The 19,362-nt window shown below is 62.9% G+C and carries 22 protein-coding genes; 21 read left to right on the top strand and 1 reads right to left on the bottom strand.

Translation table 11 applies throughout. From position 1 onward, the window contains the following. Window positions 1-2 precede the first annotated feature (2 nt). From rpsN to dsbD, 16 genes are all read left to right on the top strand, one after another. Window positions 3-308, top strand: a complete 306-nt coding sequence (rpsN, locus tag ACEN9O_RS06715; protein ID WP_008444324.1) for a 30S ribosomal protein S14 — start codon at window positions 3-5, stop codon at window positions 306-308. Window positions 309-322: 14 nt separating this feature from the next. Further along, on the top strand, window positions 323-718 hold the full coding sequence (gene rpsH / locus ACEN9O_RS06710; RefSeq protein WP_008444325.1) for a 30S ribosomal protein S8: 396 nt from the start codon (window positions 323-325) through the stop codon (window positions 716-718). A 10-nt stretch (window positions 719-728) separates the two neighbouring features. Further along, the gene (gene rplF / locus ACEN9O_RS06705; protein WP_495616833.1) at window positions 729-1,262 is read left to right on the top strand and encodes a 50S ribosomal protein L6; all 534 of its coding nucleotides are present in this window, start codon (window positions 729-731) and stop codon (window positions 1,260-1,262) included. 13 nt (window positions 1,263-1,275) lie between these two features. After that, a complete protein-coding gene (gene rplR, locus ACEN9O_RS06700) occupies window positions 1,276-1,638 on the top strand; it encodes a 50S ribosomal protein L18 (RefSeq protein ID WP_090325886.1) in 363 nt (120 codons plus the stop codon). 9 nt (window positions 1,639-1,647) lie between these two features. Continuing rightward, window positions 1,648-2,166: a 30S ribosomal protein S5 gene (gene rpsE / locus ACEN9O_RS06695; protein WP_008444331.1), complete on the top strand. Its 519-nt coding sequence runs from the start codon at window positions 1,648-1,650 to the stop codon at window positions 2,164-2,166. A 10-nt stretch (window positions 2,167-2,176) separates the two neighbouring features. After that, a complete protein-coding gene (gene rpmD / locus ACEN9O_RS06690) occupies window positions 2,177-2,359 on the top strand; it encodes a 50S ribosomal protein L30 (RefSeq protein WP_036623375.1) in 183 nt (60 codons plus the stop codon). A gap of 27 nt (window positions 2,360-2,386) precedes the next feature. Further along, window positions 2,387-2,818: a 50S ribosomal protein L15 gene (gene rplO / locus ACEN9O_RS06685; protein WP_020704381.1), complete on the top strand. Its 432-nt coding sequence runs from the start codon at window positions 2,387-2,389 to the stop codon at window positions 2,816-2,818. A gap of 32 nt (window positions 2,819-2,850) precedes the next feature. After that, window positions 2,851-4,185: a preprotein translocase subunit SecY gene (gene secY, locus ACEN9O_RS06680; protein ID WP_495616832.1), complete on the top strand. Its 1,335-nt coding sequence runs from the start codon at window positions 2,851-2,853 to the stop codon at window positions 4,183-4,185. A gap of 21 nt (window positions 4,186-4,206) precedes the next feature. After that, complete coding sequence (gene infA, locus ACEN9O_RS06675; RefSeq protein ID WP_005663428.1) at window positions 4,207-4,425, top strand: translation initiation factor IF-1; 219 nt, start codon at window positions 4,207-4,209, stop codon at window positions 4,423-4,425. A 32-nt stretch (window positions 4,426-4,457) separates the two neighbouring features. Continuing rightward, window positions 4,458-4,571 carry a 50S ribosomal protein L36 gene (gene rpmJ / locus ACEN9O_RS06670; RefSeq protein WP_005663407.1) on the top strand — a complete coding sequence of 38 codons (114 nt, stop codon included), beginning with the start codon at window positions 4,458-4,460 and terminating at the stop codon, window positions 4,569-4,571. A 27-nt stretch (window positions 4,572-4,598) separates the two neighbouring features. After that, on the top strand, window positions 4,599-4,964 hold the full coding sequence (gene rpsM, locus ACEN9O_RS06665; protein ID WP_008444337.1) for a 30S ribosomal protein S13: 366 nt from the start codon (window positions 4,599-4,601) through the stop codon (window positions 4,962-4,964). 14 nt (window positions 4,965-4,978) lie between these two features. Further along, the gene (rpsK, locus tag ACEN9O_RS06660) at window positions 4,979-5,383 is read left to right on the top strand and encodes a 30S ribosomal protein S11 (protein ID WP_008444339.1); all 405 of its coding nucleotides are present in this window, start codon (window positions 4,979-4,981) and stop codon (window positions 5,381-5,383) included. Between the two features lie 223 nt (window positions 5,384-5,606). Next, window positions 5,607-6,230: a 30S ribosomal protein S4 gene (gene rpsD, locus ACEN9O_RS06655; RefSeq protein WP_008444341.1), complete on the top strand. Its 624-nt coding sequence runs from the start codon at window positions 5,607-5,609 to the stop codon at window positions 6,228-6,230. 111 nt (window positions 6,231-6,341) lie between these two features. Further along, window positions 6,342-7,319, top strand: coding sequence for a DNA-directed RNA polymerase subunit alpha (locus ACEN9O_RS06650; protein WP_008444343.1), 978 nt, complete (start codon window positions 6,342-6,344; stop codon window positions 7,317-7,319). Window positions 7,320-7,520: 201 nt separating this feature from the next. After that, window positions 7,521-7,919, top strand: a complete 399-nt coding sequence (rplQ, locus tag ACEN9O_RS06645) for a 50S ribosomal protein L17 (protein WP_152841143.1) — start codon at window positions 7,521-7,523, stop codon at window positions 7,917-7,919. 154 nt (window positions 7,920-8,073) lie between these two features. Further along, window positions 8,074-10,029, top strand: coding sequence for a protein-disulfide reductase DsbD (gene dsbD, locus ACEN9O_RS06640; protein WP_495616831.1), 1,956 nt, complete (start codon window positions 8,074-8,076; stop codon window positions 10,027-10,029). Window positions 10,030-10,141: 112 nt separating this feature from the next. Here the strand turns inward: dsbD and ACEN9O_RS06635 are convergent, their stop codons facing one another. Next, on the bottom strand, window positions 10,142-10,630 hold the full coding sequence (locus ACEN9O_RS06635) for a Spy/CpxP family protein refolding chaperone (protein WP_495616830.1): 489 nt from the start codon (window positions 10,628-10,630) through the stop codon (window positions 10,142-10,144). A 196-nt stretch (window positions 10,631-10,826) separates the two neighbouring features. Between ACEN9O_RS06635 and ACEN9O_RS06630 the strand changes: the two genes are divergently transcribed. From ACEN9O_RS06630 to ACEN9O_RS06610, 5 genes are all read left to right on the top strand, one after another. Then, window positions 10,827-11,555 (top strand): response regulator, encoded by a 729-nt coding sequence (locus ACEN9O_RS06630; RefSeq protein ID WP_495616829.1) that lies wholly within the window; start codon window positions 10,827-10,829, stop codon window positions 11,553-11,555. Further along, the gene (locus ACEN9O_RS06625) at window positions 11,552-12,907 is read left to right on the top strand and encodes an ATP-binding protein (RefSeq protein WP_495616828.1); all 1,356 of its coding nucleotides are present in this window, start codon (window positions 11,552-11,554) and stop codon (window positions 12,905-12,907) included. The genes ACEN9O_RS06630 and ACEN9O_RS06625 overlap by 4 nt, the downstream gene beginning before the upstream one ends. Window positions 12,908-13,020: 113 nt before the next feature. Next, complete coding sequence (locus tag ACEN9O_RS06620; RefSeq protein WP_495616827.1) at window positions 13,021-14,169, top strand: efflux RND transporter periplasmic adaptor subunit; 1,149 nt, start codon at window positions 13,021-13,023, stop codon at window positions 14,167-14,169. A gap of 3 nt (window positions 14,170-14,172) precedes the next feature. Continuing rightward, on the top strand, window positions 14,173-17,319 hold the full coding sequence (locus ACEN9O_RS06615; RefSeq protein WP_495616826.1) for an efflux RND transporter permease subunit: 3,147 nt from the start codon (window positions 14,173-14,175) through the stop codon (window positions 17,317-17,319). Window positions 17,320-17,390: 71 nt separating this feature from the next. Beyond that, entirely contained in the window at window positions 17,391-19,301 is a 1,911-nt protein-coding gene (locus ACEN9O_RS06610; RefSeq protein WP_495616825.1) for an FAD/NAD(P)-binding protein, read from the top strand. Window positions 19,302-19,362 lie beyond the last annotated feature (61 nt).

The following is a 19,362-nucleotide window of genomic DNA, read 5'->3' as shown; positions in this document are numbered from 1 at the left end:
TCATGGCAAAACTCGCACTGATTAACCGTGAGCAGAAACGCGTCGACCTGGCAAACAAGTTTGCCGCCAAGCGCGCCTCGCTGAAGGCCATCATTGATGACCAGTCGAAGTCGGAAGAAGAACGTTACGAAGCGCGCCTGAAACTGCAAGCGCTGCCACGTAACTCGGCTCCGACCCGCCAGCGTAACCGCTGCGCCGTCACCGGTCGTCCACGCGGCACCTTCCGTAAATTCGGTCTGGGCCGTATCAAGCTCCGTGAATTCGCCATGCGTGGTGAGATCCCGGGTATGACTAAAGCAAGCTGGTAATAGGAGAATATGCAATGAGTATGAGCGATCCTATCGCCGATATGCTGACCCGCATTCGTAACGCCCAAGGCGTGCAAAAGACGACCGTGGCCATGCCATCGTCGAAAGTTAAAATTGCGATTGCCAACGTCCTCAAGGACGAGGGTTACATTGAAGATTTCGCCGTAGCCGAAGCTGGTGGCAAAGCGGAACTGAAAATCGGTTTGAAGTATTATGTTGGCCGTCCCGTCATTGAGCGCCTTGAGCGCGTGTCCCGTCCGGGCCTGCGCGTCTACAAGGGCAAAGACGAGATCCCTACTGTGATGAATGGCTTGGGTGTGGCGATCGTGTCGACTCCGCAAGGCGTCATGACTGACCGCAAAGCACGCGCTACCGGTGTCGGCGGCGAAGTTATTTGCTACGTCGCATAAGGAGTTAGACATGTCTCGTGTAGCTAAAATGCCAATCGCTGTGCCAGCTGGCGCTGAAGTCGCCATCTCCGCAGCAGCGATCACCGTCAAGGGCCCTCTGGGCGTCCTGACCCAGGCCCTGAACGGCCAGGTCACGGTGGAAAACAATGCAGGAACCCTGAGCTTCGTCGCCGCTAATGACAGCCGCGAAGCCAGTGCCATGTCCGGTACGCTGCGCGCACTGGTCAACAACATGGTCACCGGCGTGACCAAGGGTTTCGAGAAAAAGCTGAACCTGGTCGGCGTGGGTTACAAGGCGCAAGCGCAGGGCGACAAGCTGAATCTGTCGCTGGGCTTCTCGCACCCTGTCGTGCACTCGATGCCAGCCGGCGTCACCTGCGCTACCGCAACGCCAACGGAGATCATCATCAAAGGGATCGACCGTCAGCAAGTGGGCCAAGTGGCTGCTGAAGTTCGCGCTTACCGCTCCCCTGAGCCTTACAAGGGCAAGGGCGTCCGTTATTCGGACGAAGTGGTTAAGATTAAAGAAACCAAGAAGAAGTAACTAGGGGCTGACGATGGACAAGAAAGAATCACGTCTGCGCCGCGGACGCCAAACCCGGATCAAGATCGCGCAACAGAAAGTGAACCGCCTGTCGGTACACCGCACTAACCTGCATATCTACGCGAACCTGATCTCGCCGGATGCCAAAGTACTGGTATCGGCCTCCACGGCAGAAGTCGAAGTGCGCAACGAACTGGCTGGCAAATCGGGCAAGGGCGGCAACGCTGCTGCTGCCGCGATCGTCGGCAAGCGCGTCGCAGAGAAAGCACTGAAAGCAGGGATTACCGAAGTCGCGTTCGACCGCTCCGGTTTCCGTTACCACGGCCGTGTGAAGGCGCTGGCAGAAGCCGCGCGCGAAGCCGGTCTGAAGTTCTAAGGAACGATCATGGCAAAAATGCAAGCAAAAATGGCAAGCGACAAGCCGGATGACGGCATGCGCGAAAAAATGATCGCGATCAACCGCGTGACCAAAGTGGTCAAGGGTGGTCGTATCATGGGTTTCGCCGCGCTGACCGTGGTTGGTGACGGCGATGGCCGCATCGGCATGGGCAAGGGCAAGTCGAAGGAAGTCCCAGTGGGTGTGCAGAAGGCAATGGAAGAAGCCCGCCGCAACCTGATCAAGGTCTCCCTGAAGAACGGCACCCTGCAGCACACCGTTACCGGTCGTCACGGCGCATCGAAAGTGATGATGTCGCCTGCGAAACCAGGTACCGGCGTCATCGCTGGCGGCGCAATGCGCGCAATCTTCGAAGTAATGGGCGTGACCGACGTCGTGGCGAAATCCACCGGCTCGAGCAACCCTTACAACCTGGTGCGCGCCACGCTGGATGGTCTGGCAAAAATGAGTACTCCTGCTGAGATTGCTGCGAAACGCGGCAAGTCGGTAGAAGAGATCCTGGGCTAAGGTGGACATTATGACAACTAAAACCGTCAAAGTACAATTGGTCAAGGGCTTGATCGGCACGCGTGAAGACCACCGTGCCACCGTTCGCGGTCTGGGTCTGCGTCGTGTTAACTCGGTTGCCGAGTTGCAGGACACCCCATCCGTGCGCGGCATGATCAACAAAGTCTCGTACCTCGTTAAAGTAGTTGCGTAAGCCCCCGGGCTTACACACGGAGAAATCATGGAACTGAATACCATACAACCAGCCGATGGCGCTAAGCACTACAAGCGTCGCGTCGGCCGCGGTATCGGCTCCGGTCTGGGTAAAACCTCGGGCCGTGGTCACAAGGGTCAAAAATCGCGTTCGGGCGGCTTCCACAAAGTCGGTTTCGAAGGCGGTCAGATGCCTCTGCAACGCCGTCTGCCTAAGCGCGGTTTCAAGTCGCTCAACGCCACCTTCAAAGCTGAAGTGCGCCTGTCCGACCTGAACAACCTGGCCGTTGGCGACGTCGACATCCTGGTGCTGAAGCAAGCTGGCGTACTGGGCGTGCTGGCACGCGACGTGCGCGTCATTCTGTCCGGCGAGATCACCAAAGCGGTGAACCTCAAAGGCCTGAAAGTGACCGCTGGCGCGAAAGCCGCCATCGAAGCAGCCGGCGGCTCGGTAGCCTGAGTTGACCGCTAACAGCTTGATCGGAGCGAAAATTGGCGACTAATCCACAATTGGCTAAAAGTGCAGCAGCTGGTTTCCCCTGGGGCCGGCTCTGGTTCTTGCTTGGCGCATTGGTGGTTTATCGCATCGGCGCTCACATCCCGGTTCCCGGGATTGATCCGGTGCGGTTGGCGGAGCTGTTCAAGTCGCAAGAGGGCGGCATCCTGGGCATGTTGAACATGTTCAGTGGTGGCGCTCTGGCGCGCTTCACAGTCTTTGCGCTGGGTATCACGCCTTACATCTCGGCCTCGATCATCATGCAACTGGTGTCGATCGTCTCGCCGCAGATGGAAGCGTTGAAAAAAGAGGGCGAATCCGGACGTCGCAAGATCACCCAGTACACCCGGTATTTCACGGTGATACTGGCAAGCGTCCAGGCCTTCTTTATTGCAGTCGGATTGGAGTCGCAAGCTGGCTTGGTACTGGATCCCGGTTTCGGGTTCCGTTTCGTGACGGTCACCACGCTGTTGACCGGCACCATGTTCGTGATGTGGTTGGGTGAGCAGATTACCGAGCGCGGTCTCGGTAACGGCATCTCGATCATCATCTTCGCGGGTATCGCTGCCGGTCTGCCGGGCGCGCTGGGAGGCCTGGCCTCGTCGGTGAGCAACGGTTCGATCGGTGCCCTGTCCGCGATGATCATCATGGTCCTGGTGGTGGCGGTGACGTTCCTGGTGGTCTTCGTGGAACGTGGCCAGCGCAAGATCCTGGTGAACTACGCGAAACGCCAAGTGGGTAACAAGATTTACGGTGGACAAACGTCGCACCTGCCATTGAAGTTGAATATGGCCGGCGTGATCCCACCGATCTTCGCTTCGTCGATTATCTTGTTCCCGGCAACGATCGTGGGCTGGGCTACGACGGGCGCCGACACGGCCAACCCGGTCGTCCGGTTCCTGAAAGATTTGGCAGCATCGATGGGGCCAGGCGAGCCCATCCACGCACTGTTGTACGCCATTGCGATCGTGTTTTTCTGTTTCTTCTATACCGCGCTGGTCTTCAACAGCAAGGAAACAGCGGATAACTTGAAGAAGAGCGGGGCCTTTGTGCCAGGGATACGTCCCGGTGAGCAGACTGCCCGCTACATCGACAAGATCCTGACACGTTTGACACTGGCTGGCGCCATCTACATCACTTTGGTGTGTTTGTTGCCGGAATTCATGCAAGCCGAGTGGAAAGTACCGTTCTATTTCGGCGGCACTTCTCTGTTGATTATTGTGGTTGTTACCATGGATTTCATGGCGCAAGTGCAAAACTACGTGATGTCGCAGCAATATGAATCGCTGCTGCGCAAAGCAAACTTCAAGGGCGGAATTCCGACGCGATAAGCGCGGTTTCAAACATACCGAATGGCAAAAGACGACGTCATACAGATGCAGGGCGAGATTCTTGAGAATCTCCCGAATGCAACATTTCGAGTAAAGCTGGAAAACGGACACGTGGTGCTCGGGCATATTTCAGGTAAAATGCGGATGAACTATATCCGCATTCTTCCTGGCGACAAGGTGACGGTAGAGCTGACACCTTACGACCTGAGCCGCGCACGTATCGTGTTCCGGACCAAGTAACTTAAATAATCGAACCAAGAAGAGAGTGCAAAATGAAAGTTAACGCCTCAGTCAAGCGGATCTGCCGCAACTGCAAGATCATCAAGCGCAAGGGCGTTGTTCGCGTAATCTGCGTCGAACCACGTCACAAGCAGCGTCAAGGTTAATAACCGTTATTTATCGAGGAATAACGAATGGCACGTATTGCAGGGGTTAATATCCCCAATCATCAGCACACCGTAATCGGCCTGACGGCCATCTACGGTGTAGGCCGTCCACGCGCAAAGTTCATCTGCGCCGCAACGGGTATCGCGACCAATAAAAAGGTCAAGGATCTGGACGATAGCGAACTGGAAAAGCTGCGCGATGAAGTAGCAAAATTCATCGTCGAAGGCGATCTGCGTCGCGAACTGTCCATGAACATCAAGCGTTTGATGGATCTGGGTTGCTACCGCGGTATGCGTCACCGTAAGGGCCTGCCGGTCCGCGGCCAGCGCACCCGCACCAATGCACGTACCCGCAAGGGCCCGCGCAAAGCCGCTCAATCGCTCAAGAAATAATCTAGGGAAATCACATGGCTAAGCAACAAAGCAGCGCAGCAGCAGCGCGCGTACGCAAGAAGGTCAAGAAGAACGTTGCCGAAGGTATCGCGCACGTTCACGCTTCCTTCAACAACACCATCATTACCATCACCGACCGTCAGGGCAACGCTCTGTCGTGGGCGACCTCCGGTGGTGCTGGCTTCAAGGGTTCGCGTAAATCGACCCCGTTCGCAGCGCAGGTTGCGGCCGAAGCAGCTGGTAAAGTTGCAGTGGAATGCGGCGTGAAGAACCTGGAAGTGCGTATCAAGGGCCCTGGTCCTGGTCGCGAATCCGCAGTGCGCGCACTGAACAACCTGGGCATCAAGATCACCGAGATCCAGGACGTTACCCCAGTACCGCACAACGGCTGCCGTCCTCCAAAACGTCGTCGTATCTAAGAGTCCGGTCGGCGGCGAAGTTCGCTTCGCCTCCTTCCGACTTGCAGAAATCGCTGGAGCAGGAGACCGGAAACGGTTATACTGCCCGGCTGTTGTCGCCTGTCGAACAACATTCGGCGGGTTATTCGCATTTTAGCCACCGTCTGGCCCACCCTGAGGATCAGACTAGCGCCTAACCATTTCATTATGGCTGGGGCGTTATTATTTAAAAAAAGGAAGCATCGTGGCACGTTATATCGGACCTAAAGCAAAACTCTCCCGTCGTGAAGGTACTGACCTGTTCCTGAAGAGCGCACGTCGCTCGCTGGACAGCAAGTGCAAACTGGACGTCAAACCAGGCCAGCACGGCGTGAAATCGGGTGCTCGCACCTCGGACTACGGCAACCAACTGCGCGAAAAGCAAAAAGTCAAGCGTATGTACGGCGTTCTGGAACGTCAGTTCCGTCGCTACTTCGCAGAAGCCGACCGCCGCAAGGGCAACACCGGCGAAACCCTGCTGAAGCTGCTGGAAACCCGCCTGGACAACGTTGCATACCGCATGGGCTTTGGCTCGACCCGCGCTGAAGCGCGTCAGCTGGTATCGCACAAAGCCTTCACCGTGAACGGCCAGGTTGTGAACATCGCTTCGTACGTGGTCAAAGTCGGCGACGTCATCGCTGTTCGTGAAAAATCGAAAAAGCAAGTGCGTATCGTTGAAGCGCTGTCGCTGGCTGAACAAGTTGGCATGCCAGCTTGGGTGTCGGTCGATGCCAAGAAAATGGAAGGCACCTTCAAGTCCCTGCCAGAGCGCAACGAGATCGCCAACGACGTCAACGAATCGCTGATCGTCGAACTGTACTCGCGTTAATCTGTAGTCTAAGTAGCACCAAAACCCGCCCACTCGACCGAGTGGGCGTTTTCACTAATGCCATCAGCCTTATCGGCCTAACGCGCCGAGGGTATTGAAAAGGACATTTACATGCAAAACAGTCTGTTGAAGCCACGTATTATCGATGTAGAGGCGCTGGGCGCCGGCCACGCTAAAGTAGTGATGGAGCCGTTCGAACGCGGCTATGGCCATACATTGGGTAATGCGCTGCGCCGCGTACTGCTGTCGTCGATGGTGGGCTACGCGCCGACCGAAGTGACGATCGCGGGCGTTGTACACGAATACTCGTCGCTCGACGGCGTCCAGGAAGACGTCGTTGACCTGCTGCTGAACCTGAAGGGCGTGGTCTTCAAAGTCCACAACCGTGACTCCGTCACCCTGACCCTGAAAAAGGAAGGCGAAGGCGCCATCCTGGCTTCGGACATCGATCTGCCACACGACGTGGAACTGATCAATCCGGACCACGTGATCGCTCACCTGACCGCCGGCGGCAAGCTGGACATGCAGATCAAGGTTGAAAAAGGCCGTGGCTATGTGCCAGGTAACGTACGCCGCCTGTCCGAAGACACCAACAAGACCATCGGCCGCATCATTCTGGATGCGTCGTTCTCGCCGGTGCGCCGCGTTTCCTACTTCGTCGAGTCCGCTCGCGTGGAACAGCGTACCGACCTGGACAAGCTGATCATCAACATCGAAACCAACGGCGTCATCTCGCCGGAAGAAGCGATCCGTCAATCGGCCCGCGTGCTGGTCGACCAACTGAACGTGTTCGCCGCCCTGGAAGGCACCGAAGCCGCTGCTGAAGCTCCTTCGCGCGCACCGCTGGTCGATCCTATCCTGCTGCGTCCGGTGGACGACCTGGAACTGACCGTGCGTTCGGCCAACTGCCTGAAAGCCGAAAACATCTACTACATCGGCGACCTGATCCAGCGTTCGGAAAACGAACTGCTGAAGACGCCAAACCTGGGCCGCAAGTCCCTGAACGAAATCAAGGAAGTGCTGGCTTCCCGCGGCCTGACCCTGGGCATGAAGCTGGAAAACTGGCCGCCTGCAGGCCTGGAAAAATAACTACCCGCTTGTCGTCCTCGCGAAAGCGGGGACCTATGCCGAGCATGCTCGGCATGGACTCCCGCCTGCGCGGGAGTGACAGCTCTGCAGCACCGTCCCTGGCATGTTGCCTGGGGCGTTATACAACTAGAACCGGTCCGCGCTCACCGTCAAACGTGAGCGATCGAAGAACTCGGATTTAAACACCTGAAAGGAAGTACCATGCGTCACCGTCACGGCCTCCGTAAACTGAATCGTACCTCGTCCCACCGTCTGGCAATGCTGCGCAACATGACCGTTTCCCTGCTGCGTCATGAAGCCATCAAAACCACGCTGCCAAAAGCTAAAGAACTGCGCCGCGTTGTTGAGCCTATCCTGACCCTGGGCAAGACCGACACCCTGGCTAACAAGCGTCTGGCATTCTCCCGTCTGCGTGATCGTGAAATGGTTCTGAAGCTGTTCGCAGAACTGGGCCCACGTTACGCAAACCGCAACGGCGGCTACCTGCGCATCCTGAAAATGGGTTTCCGTGTTGGCGACAACGCTCCAATGGCTTACGTTGAGCTGCTGGACCGTCCAGAAGTCACCGACATCGACGCAGCGCCAACCGCTGAAGAGTAATCTTCGCCGTTGTGGTCGTCTAGAAGAAAGCCAGGCTCTGCCTGGCTTTTTTTATGCGCGCGGCCGGGACGGCCGCCGGCTTTAAGCATGGGCTCAGGCGCAAAAAACGGCCCCGGTGTACTATGCTGGTGCTCGTTTCGCTGAAAGAAAACCCATGCTTCGTATTGCCCGCCTGTTCGTGTCGCTGCTGTCGCTGATCGCCCTGTTGATGGCGCGTCCCGCGCTGGCCGACGACGGTTTCCTCGAGCCCGACCAGGCCTTCAAATTCTCGGCCCGCATGGTCGACGGCCACACTGTGTCGGTCAGTTTCCAGATCGCCGATGGCTACTATATGTACCGCGAGCGCTTCAAGTTCAGCGCCAACGGCGCCAGGCTGGGCGCGCTGTCCATACCGGCCGGCACCGTGCACTTCGACGAGACCTTCCAGAAAAACGTCGAGACCTACCGCAAGACCGTCACCATGACGCTGCCGGTCGAGGCCGACGGCCCGTTCACGCTGATGGCCGTGGGGCAGGGTTGCTCGGACAAGGGTTTGTGCTACGCGCCGCAAGACTACAAGGCGTCGCTGGTCGGCAGCGGCGCGGTGCCGTTGCCTGCCACCGCGCCCGCCGTCGCCGCGCCCGCCGGCAATCCCGTCAGTGCCGGCGCGGCGCCGCTGACCGTGCTGCCCGCAGCGAGCGCCTCCGCGCCGGCCGCCGTCGCAGCTCCTGCCGCAGCCGCAGCCGCCAGCGCGCCGATCGGCGAAGGCAAGCCGGCGCCGCTGACGCCGGGCGTCACCATCCGCGCCATCCCCAGCCCCAACACCATCATCCTGCCGCCGCTGAATCCGCCTGTCGCCGCCGCACCGGTCAGCGAAAGCGGCCATCTTGAAGCCGCGCTCAAATCCGGCAAGTTGCTGGTGATCCTGCCGCTGTTCGCCTTGCTGGGCCTGGGCCTGTCGTTCACGCCGTGCGTGCTGCCGATGGTGCCCATCCTGTCCTCGATCATCGTCGGCGAAGGCGCCAGCAGCAGCCGTGGACGCGGCCTGCTGTTGTCGGTCACGTATTCGCTGGGCATGGCCATCGTCTACACCGCGCTGGGCGTTGCCGCCGGCCTGGCGGGCGAGGGGCTGGCCGCCGCGCTGCAGAACCCGTGGGTGTTGGGCGCCTTCGGCCTGCTGATGGCAGCGCTGTCGCTGTCGATGTTCGGCTTCTACGAACTGCAGGTGCCGGCCGCGCTGCAATCGAAACTGAGCACGGTGTCGAACCGCCAATCTTCCGGCAAGCTGGCCGGCGTGTTTGTGATGGGCGCGATCTCCGCGCTGATCGTCGGCCCTTGCGTGGCGGCGCCGCTGGCCGCCGCGCTGGTCTACATCAGCCAGTGCCGCGACATCGTCATCGGCGGCAGCGCCCTGTTCGCGATGGCGGTCGGCATGAGTGTGCCGCTGATGCTGGTCGGCGTCTCGGCCGGCGCCTTGCTGCCGCGCGCCGGCATGTGGATGGACGCCGTCAAGCGCTTCTTCGGTGTGCTGATGCTGGCGATGGGCTGGTGGCTGGTCTCTCCGGTGCTGCCGGCCGCGGTGCAGATGATGGGCTGGGCCGCGCTGTTCGTCGGCTACGGCATGTACCTGCTGATGAATCGGGGGAAGTGGGTGGCCAGGTCGGCCGGCGTCGTCGTTGCCGTGCTGGGCCTGATGCAGCTGGTGGGCGTGGTCAGCGGCGGCCGCGATCCGCTGGCGCCGCTCGCGCACCTGACCGGCGGCAGGCACGAGGCGCCGCTGGCCTTCCAGCGCATCAAGACCGTGCAGCAACTCGACGCCGTTCTGGCCCAGACCGGCGGCAAGACCGCCATCCTGGACTTCTACGCCGACTGGTGCGTGTCCTGCAAGGAAATGGAAAAGCTGACCTTCATCGATCCGCAAGTGCGCGCGCGGCTGGCCAACAGCGTGCTGCTGCAAGTGGACGTGACCGCCAACGACGCCGACGACAAAGCCATGCTGAAGCGCTTCGGCCTGTTCGGCCCGCCGGGCATCATCCTGTTCGACCAGCGCGGCAAGGAAATCGACGGCGCCCGCGTCATCGGCTTCCAGGATGCGGCCAAGTTCACCGCATCCCTGTCCAAGTTGAACTAAGATCCGTCACTCCCGCGCAGGCGGGAGTCCATGCGGCCGCCGCGTTGCGGGCTCAGCACGGATTCCCACGCGCGTGGGAAGTCACGTCCCCCAATGGGGGGCGTGACGGCGCTCATTCGCGGTGGCCGTGCCAGCCGCCGCGCGGACCCGCGTGGCCGCCATGCGCGCCGCCCATGCTGTGGTCGTCGAAGATGGCTTTCTGCTCGGCCGTCAGCTGGCCGTAGAACGCGGTCAGCGCGGCCAGGTGCGCCTCCATCTTGGCCAGGTGCTGCTTGCTCAGGTCGAGCATCTTGGCCATGCGGTCCGGCGCCGACATCTTGGCGATGGCCGCGCGGTCCGGCATGGTGCCCCCGGTCGCGGCCGGCGCGATGGCCGCCTGGTAGGTGGCCCAGGCCGACTCCTGCTGCGCGGTCAGCTTCAGCAGGTCATGCAACTTGGCCTGGCGCTTGGCGAACATCTCCGCCATCTTGGCCTGCATCTGCTCCCGGTTGACAGCGGCGCCATGGCGCCCGGCCGGCGGCGCCGCCGTATCCTGGGCCTGCGCGGCCGCCATGCCCAGCACGGTAAAACCGATCAATATGCTTTTGCGTAAGACGTTCATGGTCGTTCCTCTATCATTGAAAGTTAGGTATCGCGATGCAGAGGCACCGCGCTTGCATGCATAGTGGCAGCGCAAGGTTGCCACCAAGTTTCGCGGAACGCGGATTTTGTATCCATATGTTTCGCCCCTGCCGGGATATACAAGACGATACAATTGGTGATTGGTCACACGCCGTCTAACTGGGGATAATTAGCATATGGAACCCACATCAACTATCTTGATCGTAGACGACGATCGCGACATCCGCACCCTGTTGGCCGACTATCTCGAAACGAACGGCTACCGCGCCCTGTGCGCCGCCGACGGCAGCGCCATGTGGAAGCTGCTCGACGAAGGCCGGCCCGACCTGGTGGTGCTCGACCTCAACCTGCCCGGCGACGACGGCCTGACCCTGTGCCGCAAGCTGCGCGGCCACTCCACGCTGCCGGTCATTATGCTGACCGCCCGCAACGAACCGCTGGACCGCATCCTCGGCCTGGAAATGGGCGCCGACGACTACCTGCCGAAGCCGTTCGAGCCGCGCGAGCTGCTGGCGCGCATCCGCAGCGTGCTGCGCCGCAGTAACGCCATGCCGGTCGGCAGCGGCGCCGAGAAGGCGCAGCAGATGCGCTTCTCCGGCTGGACGCTGGACCTGACCGCGCGCCACCTGCTCAACCCGGACGGCATCGTCATCATGCTGTCGGGCGCCGAGTTCCGCCTGCTCAAGGTCTTCCTCGAACATCCGAACCGCGTGCTCAACCGCGACCAGCTGCTCAACCTGACCCAGGGCCGCGACGCCGATCCCTTCGACCGCTCGATCGACATCCAGATCAGCCGCCTGCGCCAGAAGCTGGGCGAGGACGCGCGCCTGCCGCAAATCATCAAGACCGTGCGCAACGGCGGCTACGTGCTGGCCGGCACCGTCACCGTGGAGCCGCAAGCGTGAAAGCCTTTTTCGGATCGATGACCGGGCGCGTGTTCCTGATCCTGCTGCTCGGTATCGTCGCCTCGGCGGCGCTGACCCAGTGGCTGGCGGTGGGCGAACGCACGCGCGCGCTGGAGCGCTACCGCGACTTCCACGCACTGGAGCGCGCCGAACAATTGATCATCACCGCGGACGTGCTGCCGGAAGCCTCGCGCCCCACGTATCTGCGCATGGCCAACCGCGGCACCGTCAAGCTGCAGGCCACCGACATGCCGCTGGCCACCGCGCTGCCGCCGACCGAGTTTTCCGCCACCTTGCAGCAGCGCCTGGGCGAGGGCTACAAGCTGGCGCCGCTGGCCGAGCATCCGGCCGTGTGCGACCTGCCGCGCAAGAGCAACAACATCTTCGCGCCGACCCAGTGGCGCGGCACCTGCGAAACCATGAACGTGCAGCTGCACGACGGCCAAGTGCTCAAATTGTCCGTGCTGCCGCCGCGCGCGCCGCCGCCGTCGGGCCACAGCGAGCTGCTGGCCATGCTGCCCTTTCTGATCAGCATTGCCGCGCTGGCCTACCTGGTGACGCGCATGACGGTGCGTCCGCTCAAGCAGCTGGCGCAGGCCGCCAAGGACCTGGGCAACGACATCAACCACCCGCCGGTGGTGCTGAGCGGCGCGGCCGAGATCCGCCAGGCCAGCGCCGCCTTCAACGCCATGCAGGCGCGCATCCGCCAGCACATCATGCAGCGCACGCAGATGCTGGCGGCCATCACCCACGACCTGCAAACCCCGTTGACGCGGCTGCGGCTGCGCCTGGAAAAAGTCGGCGACCAGGAATTGCAGCAACGCCTGATCGACGATCTGTCGGCGATGCAGCAAATGGTCAAGGAAGGCCTGGACCTGGCGCGCAGCATGGACACCACCGAATCCATGCAGGCGCTGGACCTCGATGCGCTGCTCGACAGCGTCTGCAGCGACGCCACTGACGGCGGCCAGCAGGTCGAACTGCGCGGCCGCGCGGCGATGGCGCTGATGGGCCGGCCGCTGGCGATCCGCCGCTGCCTGGTCAACCTGATCGACAACGCCGTCAAGTACGGCCACTACGCCAACGTGACCGTCGAGCGCATGGTGGGCGCGGCGCGCATCCGCATCCGCGACGGCGGCCCCGGCATCGACCAGGACCAGATGGCGCGCGTGTTCGAACCGTTCTACCGCATCGAAACCTCGCGCTCGCGCGAATCGGGCGGCACCGGCCTGGGTCTGACCATCGCCCGCAACATCGCCGAGCAGCACGGCGCCAACGTCCTGCTGTCCAACCATGCCGAAGGCGGCCTGGAAGTGACGCTGATCGTGCCGGAATACTACGCCGGCACCTGAGCGCGGCACGCAATGCCGCCCCGGCGTGGTTTTCCACGTAAATACTGTGCGACAATATTCCGCCTTGTGCAGGGCGGCAATGTTTTTCGACGGTAAACCTAGTTCAAAAAATAATGAAAAAATCTTCCTTAGCATTCCTGGTCGGCGCCATCGTGGTGGTCGGTGGTGGCGTCTGGACCATGACGCACCGCGCAGCTGAACCGTCGAAAACCGCCGGTGGACCGGGCGCGCAGGGCCCGATCACCGTCAGCGTCATCGCGCCGGTGCGCCAGGATGTGCCGGTGGTCCTGCAAGCCAACGGCACCGTCACCCCGATCAGCACGGTGGACCTGCATCCGCAAACCACCAGCACCATCGCCAAGGTGCACATCAAGGAAGGGCAGTTCGTCAAATCCGGCGAGCTGATGTTCACGCTGGACGACCGCAGCGAGCGTGCCAACCTCGACAAGGCCCAGGCCCAGGTCGCGCGCGACCAGGCCGCGCTGGCCGACTACGAGCGCCAGTACAAGCGCTCGATGGAACTGCTGGCCAAGGGCTTCATCGCCCAGGGCGCGGTCGACACGCTCAGGAGCCAGGTCGATGCCGCGCGCGCGCTGCTGCAATCCGACGTGGCCGCCGCCCGCTCGGTCGGCGTCGACGCCAGCCACACCGCGATCCGCGCGCCGATGAACGGCCGCGTCGGCGCCATCAACGTCTATCCGGGCAGCCTGGTGCAACTGGCCACCTCGCTGACCACCATCACCCAGCTCGATCCGATCACGGTCTCCTTCACCTTGCCGGAGTCCGCGCTGGCCGGCCTGCTGCAGGCGCAGCGCGCGGGCGCGGTGCCGGTCAAGGTGGTGCTGGCCAACTCCGACAAGGAGCTCAGCGGCGCCCTGAGCTTCATCGACAACACGGTCGATCCGGTCGCCGGCGTGATCCGCGTGAAAGCCCAGTTCGACAACAAGGACACCAATTTGTGGCCGGGCCAGTACGTCAACACCAAGCTCATCTCGCAGGTGTTGAAAGATGCCATGGTGATTCCGCAAAACGCTATCATTAGCAACACCCGCGGCACCTTCATCTACGCGGTCGATGCCGACCAGTCCGCCAAGGTGGTCAACATCAAGCGCCTGTACGCGTTTGGCGACAACGCCGCCGTGTCCGGCTTGAGCGGCAACGAGAAAGTCATCGTCGACGGCAAGCAAAACCTGCGGCCGGGCGGCAAGGTGCGTATCGCCGGGGCCGACAAGCCCGCCGACACGACCAAGCAGAAAGGCTAGGCCATGAACCTTTCCGAGTTATGCATCCGCCGTCCGGTGATGGTGGTGCTGCTGTCGCTGACCCTGATCCTGGCCGGCGTGCTGTCGTATTTCTACATTCCGGTGGCCGCGCTGCCGAGCTACAACACCCCGGTCATCAACGTCTCGGCCGACCTGCCGGGCGCCGCGCCGGACACCATGGCCTCGTCCGTCGCGCTGCCGCTGGAAAAGCAGTTCTCCACCATCGCCGGCCTGTCGCTGATCACCTCCACCAACACGCTGGGCAACTCCTCGCTGACCCTGGAGTTCGACCCCAGCGTCAACGTCAACGAGGCGGCGGTCGACGTGCAGGCCGCGCTGCTGCGCGCCCAGCGCCAGTTGCCGATCGAGATGACCGACCTGCCGTCCTACCGCAAGGTCAACCCGGCCGACGCCCCGGTGCTGTTCATGACCATGAACTCGCCGTCGCTGACCCTGGCCGAGCTCAACGACTACGCCGAGAACCTGATCGCCCCCAGCCTGTCGACCTTGCCGGGCGTGGCACAGGTCAGCGTCAACGGCCAGAAGCGCTTCGCCGTGCGCGTGCGCGCCAAGTCCGAGCTGATGAACGCCCGCAACCTGACGCTCGATGAATTGCAGCAGGCGATCAAGTCGGCCAACGCCAACACGCCGCTGGGGATATTGGACGGTCCGAGCCAGACGCTGACCATCCAGGGCAACGCCCAGCTGATGAAGGCCTCCGAGTTCGCCGAGCTGATCGTCGCCCAGCGCAACGGCCAGCCGGTGCGCCTGAAGGATGTGGCGACGGTGGAGGACAGCTTCCAGTCGGTCAAGACCGCCGGCAGCTACAACGGCGAGCGCTCCATCGTGCTGCTGGTGCAGCGCCAGCCGGACGCCAACACCGTGCAGGTGGTCGACGGCGTGCGCCGCCTGCTGCCGCGCTTCAAGAACCAGCTGCCGGCGTCGATCAACATCAACCTGGTCAACGACCGTTCGGTGTCGATCCGCGAAGCCATCCACGACGTCAACCTGACCTTGCTGCTGACCATCTTCCTGGTGGTGCTGGTGATCTTCCTGTTCCTGCGCCGCGCGGCCGCCACCTTCATCCCAGCCATCACCATGCCGATCTCGCTGCTGGGCGCGCTGGCCTTGCTATACGCCTTCGGTTACAGCCTCGACAACGTTTCGCTGCTCGGCATCACACTGGCGGTCGGCCTGGTGGTCGACGACGCCATCGTGGTGCTGGAGAACATCGTGCGCCACATTGAGCTCGGCAAGAAGCCCTTGCAAGCCGCGCTGGTGGGCGCCAGGGAAATGGGCTTCACGATCGTCTCGATCTCGGTCTCGCTGGTGGCCGTGTTCATCCCGATCTTCTTCATGCCGGGCGTGATCGGCCTGATGTTCCATGAATTCGCCGTGGTGGTGGCGTTGTCGGTGCTGGTGTCGGCGGCGGTGTCGCTGATGCTGGTGCCGATGCTGGCCAGCCGCCTGCTGCCGGCCGACGCCGTCGATCCCGAGCACGACAAGGGCGGCTTCATCGGCCGCTGGTTCGAGGCCGGCTTCACCGCGCTGCGCAACGGCTACGTGCGCACGCTGGACGTCGCGCTGCACCACCGCTACATCGTGCTGCTGGCGGCCATCGGCACCTTCGCGCTGACGGCGGTGCTGTACATCACCATCCCGAAAGGCTTCTTCCCGGAGGAAGACCTGGGCCAGATCCGCGTCACCACCGAGGCGTCGGAAGACATCTCCTCGTCCTCGCTGATGGAATTGCAGGAGCGCGTGGCCGCCGTGATCAAGGCCGACCCCAATGTGCAGGACGTGACCTCGTTTGTCGGCGGCGGCAATAGCGGCCGCATGTTCCTGGTGCTCAAGCCGCGCGACCAGCGCCAGAAAATGCCGCAAGTATTGGACAGCCTGCGCAAGGCCACCAAGTCGGTGGCCGGCATCTCCGTCTACCTGAGCCCGGTGCAGAACCTGCAGCTGGGCGGGCGCCAGTCCAAGAGCCGCTACCAGTACACGCTGCAATCGGTCAGCCCCGGCGCGCTCAACGACTGGGCGCAAAAATACCTCGACAAGCTGCGCGCCGATCCCGACTTCCGCGACGTCACCAGCGATTCGCAGAACAAGGGCCTGCAGGCGTCGCTGAGGATAGACCGCGACAAGGCCAACAACCTCGGCGTGGCCATCGGCGACATCCGCACCGCGCTTTACCTGGCCTTCGGCGAGCGCCAGGTGTCGACCATCTACTCGCCGGCCGCCAGCTACTACGTGATCCTGGAAGCGGCCACCGCCGACCGCCAGTTCGATGACGCGCTGACCCGCATCTCGGTGCGTAATAAGAGCGGCAACCTGGTGCAGCTGTCCAGCTTTGCCACGGTCGAGCGCACCATCGGCCCGACCGCCGTCAACCACCAGGGCCAGCTGCAGGCGATCACGCTGTCGTTCAACCTGGCGCCGGACGTCCCGCTGGGCAAGGCCACCGCCAAGATCGACCAGATGGGCCAGGAGATGCACCTGCCGCCGTCGATCATCACCAACTACGGCGGCGACGCGGCCGTGTTCCAGAGCTCGCAGGGCAGCCAGCTGATCCTGATCATCGCCGCGCTGGGCGTGATCTACGTGCTGCTGGGCGTGCTGTACGAGAGCTACATCCACCCGCTGACCATCCTGGCCGGCCTGCCGTCGGCCGCGGTGGGCGCCTTGCTGACGCTGCGCCTGTTCAACCTGGACCTGACGATGATCGCCATCATCGGCATCCTGATGCTGATCGGTATCGTCAAGAAGAACGCCATCATGATGATCGACTTCGCGCTGCACGTGCAGCGCAACGAAGGGCGCACGCCGGCCGAGGCGATCCGCGAAGCCTGCGTGCTGCGCTTCCGGCCGATCATGATGACCACCATGGCCGCGCTGATGGGCGCCTTGCCGATCGCGCTGGGCCTGGGCGCCGGCGCCGAGCTGCGCCAGCCGCTGGGCCTGGCCGTGGTCGGCGGCCTGATCTTCTCGCAAGTGATCACGCTGTACATCACGCCGGTGATCTACCTGTTCCTCGACAAGTACAGCGGCACCGGCCCGATGAGCGACGCCGAGCTGGTCGCCGGCGACGTGCCGGCCGCCGCCGGCGTGCACGCCGTACCACTGAAGGCCGTGAACACCGTGAAGCATTGAGCCGTAGCAAGTTGCTTTGAAGACTGCTTCTTTATCATGGGCAAGTTGACCATGATAAAGGACGGTTGCAGATGAAACGCTACAGTGTCACCATCATCGGCATGGGCCCGCGCGGGCTCAGCGCATTTGAACGCATGGCCGCCATCGCCGCCGGCCGCCAACTACCGCTCGACATCCACCTGATCGAACCCGGCGACTGCGGTCCCGGCGTGCACAGCACGCGCCAGCCGCAGCATCTGCTGATCAACACCATCGCCAGCCAGGTCACCTTGTTTCCCGCCCCCGGCGCCGTGCAGCAGGCGCCGCTGTGCGCCACACCCTCGCTGACGGACTGGGCGCGCCAGGCCGGCTACCGCCGCGTGGGCGAGCGCTACTACCGGCTGGGCGAGCACGGCGGCGCCGCCATCACCGAGGCCGACTATTTGCCGCGCAGCCTGCTGGGCGAATACCTGGCCTGGGCTTACCGCCGGATCGCCGCCGCGCTGCCGTCCAGCGTGCGCCTGAGCCACCATCGCCTGCGCGCCAGCGACCTGTGGCGCAACGCGGACGGCGGTTACACCGTCGAGCTCGACACCGGCTACCAGGTGCACAGCGATTTCGTCTTCCTGACCACCGGCCACGGCCGCAACCAGCCCAGCGAGCTCGACGAGAAGCTGGCCGGCTTCGCGCAGGCGCACGCGCGCCACAACAGCCGCCTGGCCTTCGTGCGCCACGCCTACCCGCTGGCGCAGCTCGACGGCATCGGCGCCGGCGCGCGCGTCGCCATCCAGGGCCTGGGCCTGAGCGCGCACGACATCATCGCCGAGCTGACGGTGGGGCGGGGCGGCGCCTTCGTGCAGGGCGAAGACGGCCTGCGCTACGAACGCTCAGGCGGCGAGCCGCAGCTGACCCTGTGCTCGCGCAACTGCCTGCCGGCCGCCGCGCGCGGCGTCAACCAGAAGGGACTGGACGGCCGTCACCAGCCGCACTACTTCACGCCGGACGCGGTGGCCGCGCTGCGCCGGCTGGCGCTGGCTTCGCGCGGCAGCCGCCAGCTGGACTTCGAGCGCGAGCTGCTGCCGCTGCTCAAGCGCGAAATGGCCTGGGTTTACCGCAGCACGCTGGCCGCGGCCGAGCCCGACGGCGCCGCTCCCGACCCCGCCAGCTTCCGGCTGAGCGCCGCGGACGACGCGCTGATCGAGCAGCTGCTGTTCCCGCTGCGCGGGCGCCAGTTCGCCACGCTGGACGCGTTCCGTGAATTCTTCGTCAGCTGGCTGCGCGACGATCTGGCGGAAGCCAGGCTGGGCAATGTTGGCAGTGCGACCAAGGCCGCCACCGACGTGCTGCGCGACGCGCGCGCCACCTTGCAGGCGGCGATCGAACACGGCGGCTTGACGCCGGCCTCGCACCGCCGCTTCCTCGACGTCTACCACCCGGCCATCAACCGCATCGCCTTCGGGCCGCCGCTGCGGCGCAACCAGGAACTGCTGGCGCTGATGGAGGCCGGCGTGATCGAGCTGGTCTCCGGCCCGCACAGCAGCATCGAGCTCGACGAGCGAAACGCGACCTACGTGCTGAGCACGCAATTCGACGGCGGCACCGTCAAGCACCCGTTCGATGTGTTGCTGATTGCCCGCCTGGACGGCTTTTTCCCCGCCCTCGACGATTCCTTACTTATCCGTAATGTTCTCAAGCGGGGCTTGGTGCGGCCGTATTACAACGGCAGTTTCCACCCTGGCGGCATCGACATCGACGCCGCCGGCCAGCCGCGCGACGAGTTCGGCCAGCCGTCCCGCAACCTCTGGGCGCTGGGCTACCTGGTCGAAGGGGCGCACTACTACACGCACGCCTTGCCGCGGCCGCAAATGCGCTCGCGCCAGGTGCTGGACGCCGAGCGCTGCGTGCAGGCCATGGTGGCCCGGATGGACACCGTCCCCCAGCCGGACGCCCGCCACGCTGCCGCCCCGGCGCCCTCGACGGCCACGCGCCATGTCACTTTGTAAAGCCGGTTGATACATACGGTAACACCCATCAAGACGCGGAGCTTGTAAGCTATTCCTCTCA

It is taken from the genome of Duganella sp. Dugasp78 (genome assembly GCF_059491455.1).
This window is presented reverse-complemented; position numbering and strand designations above follow the sequence as displayed.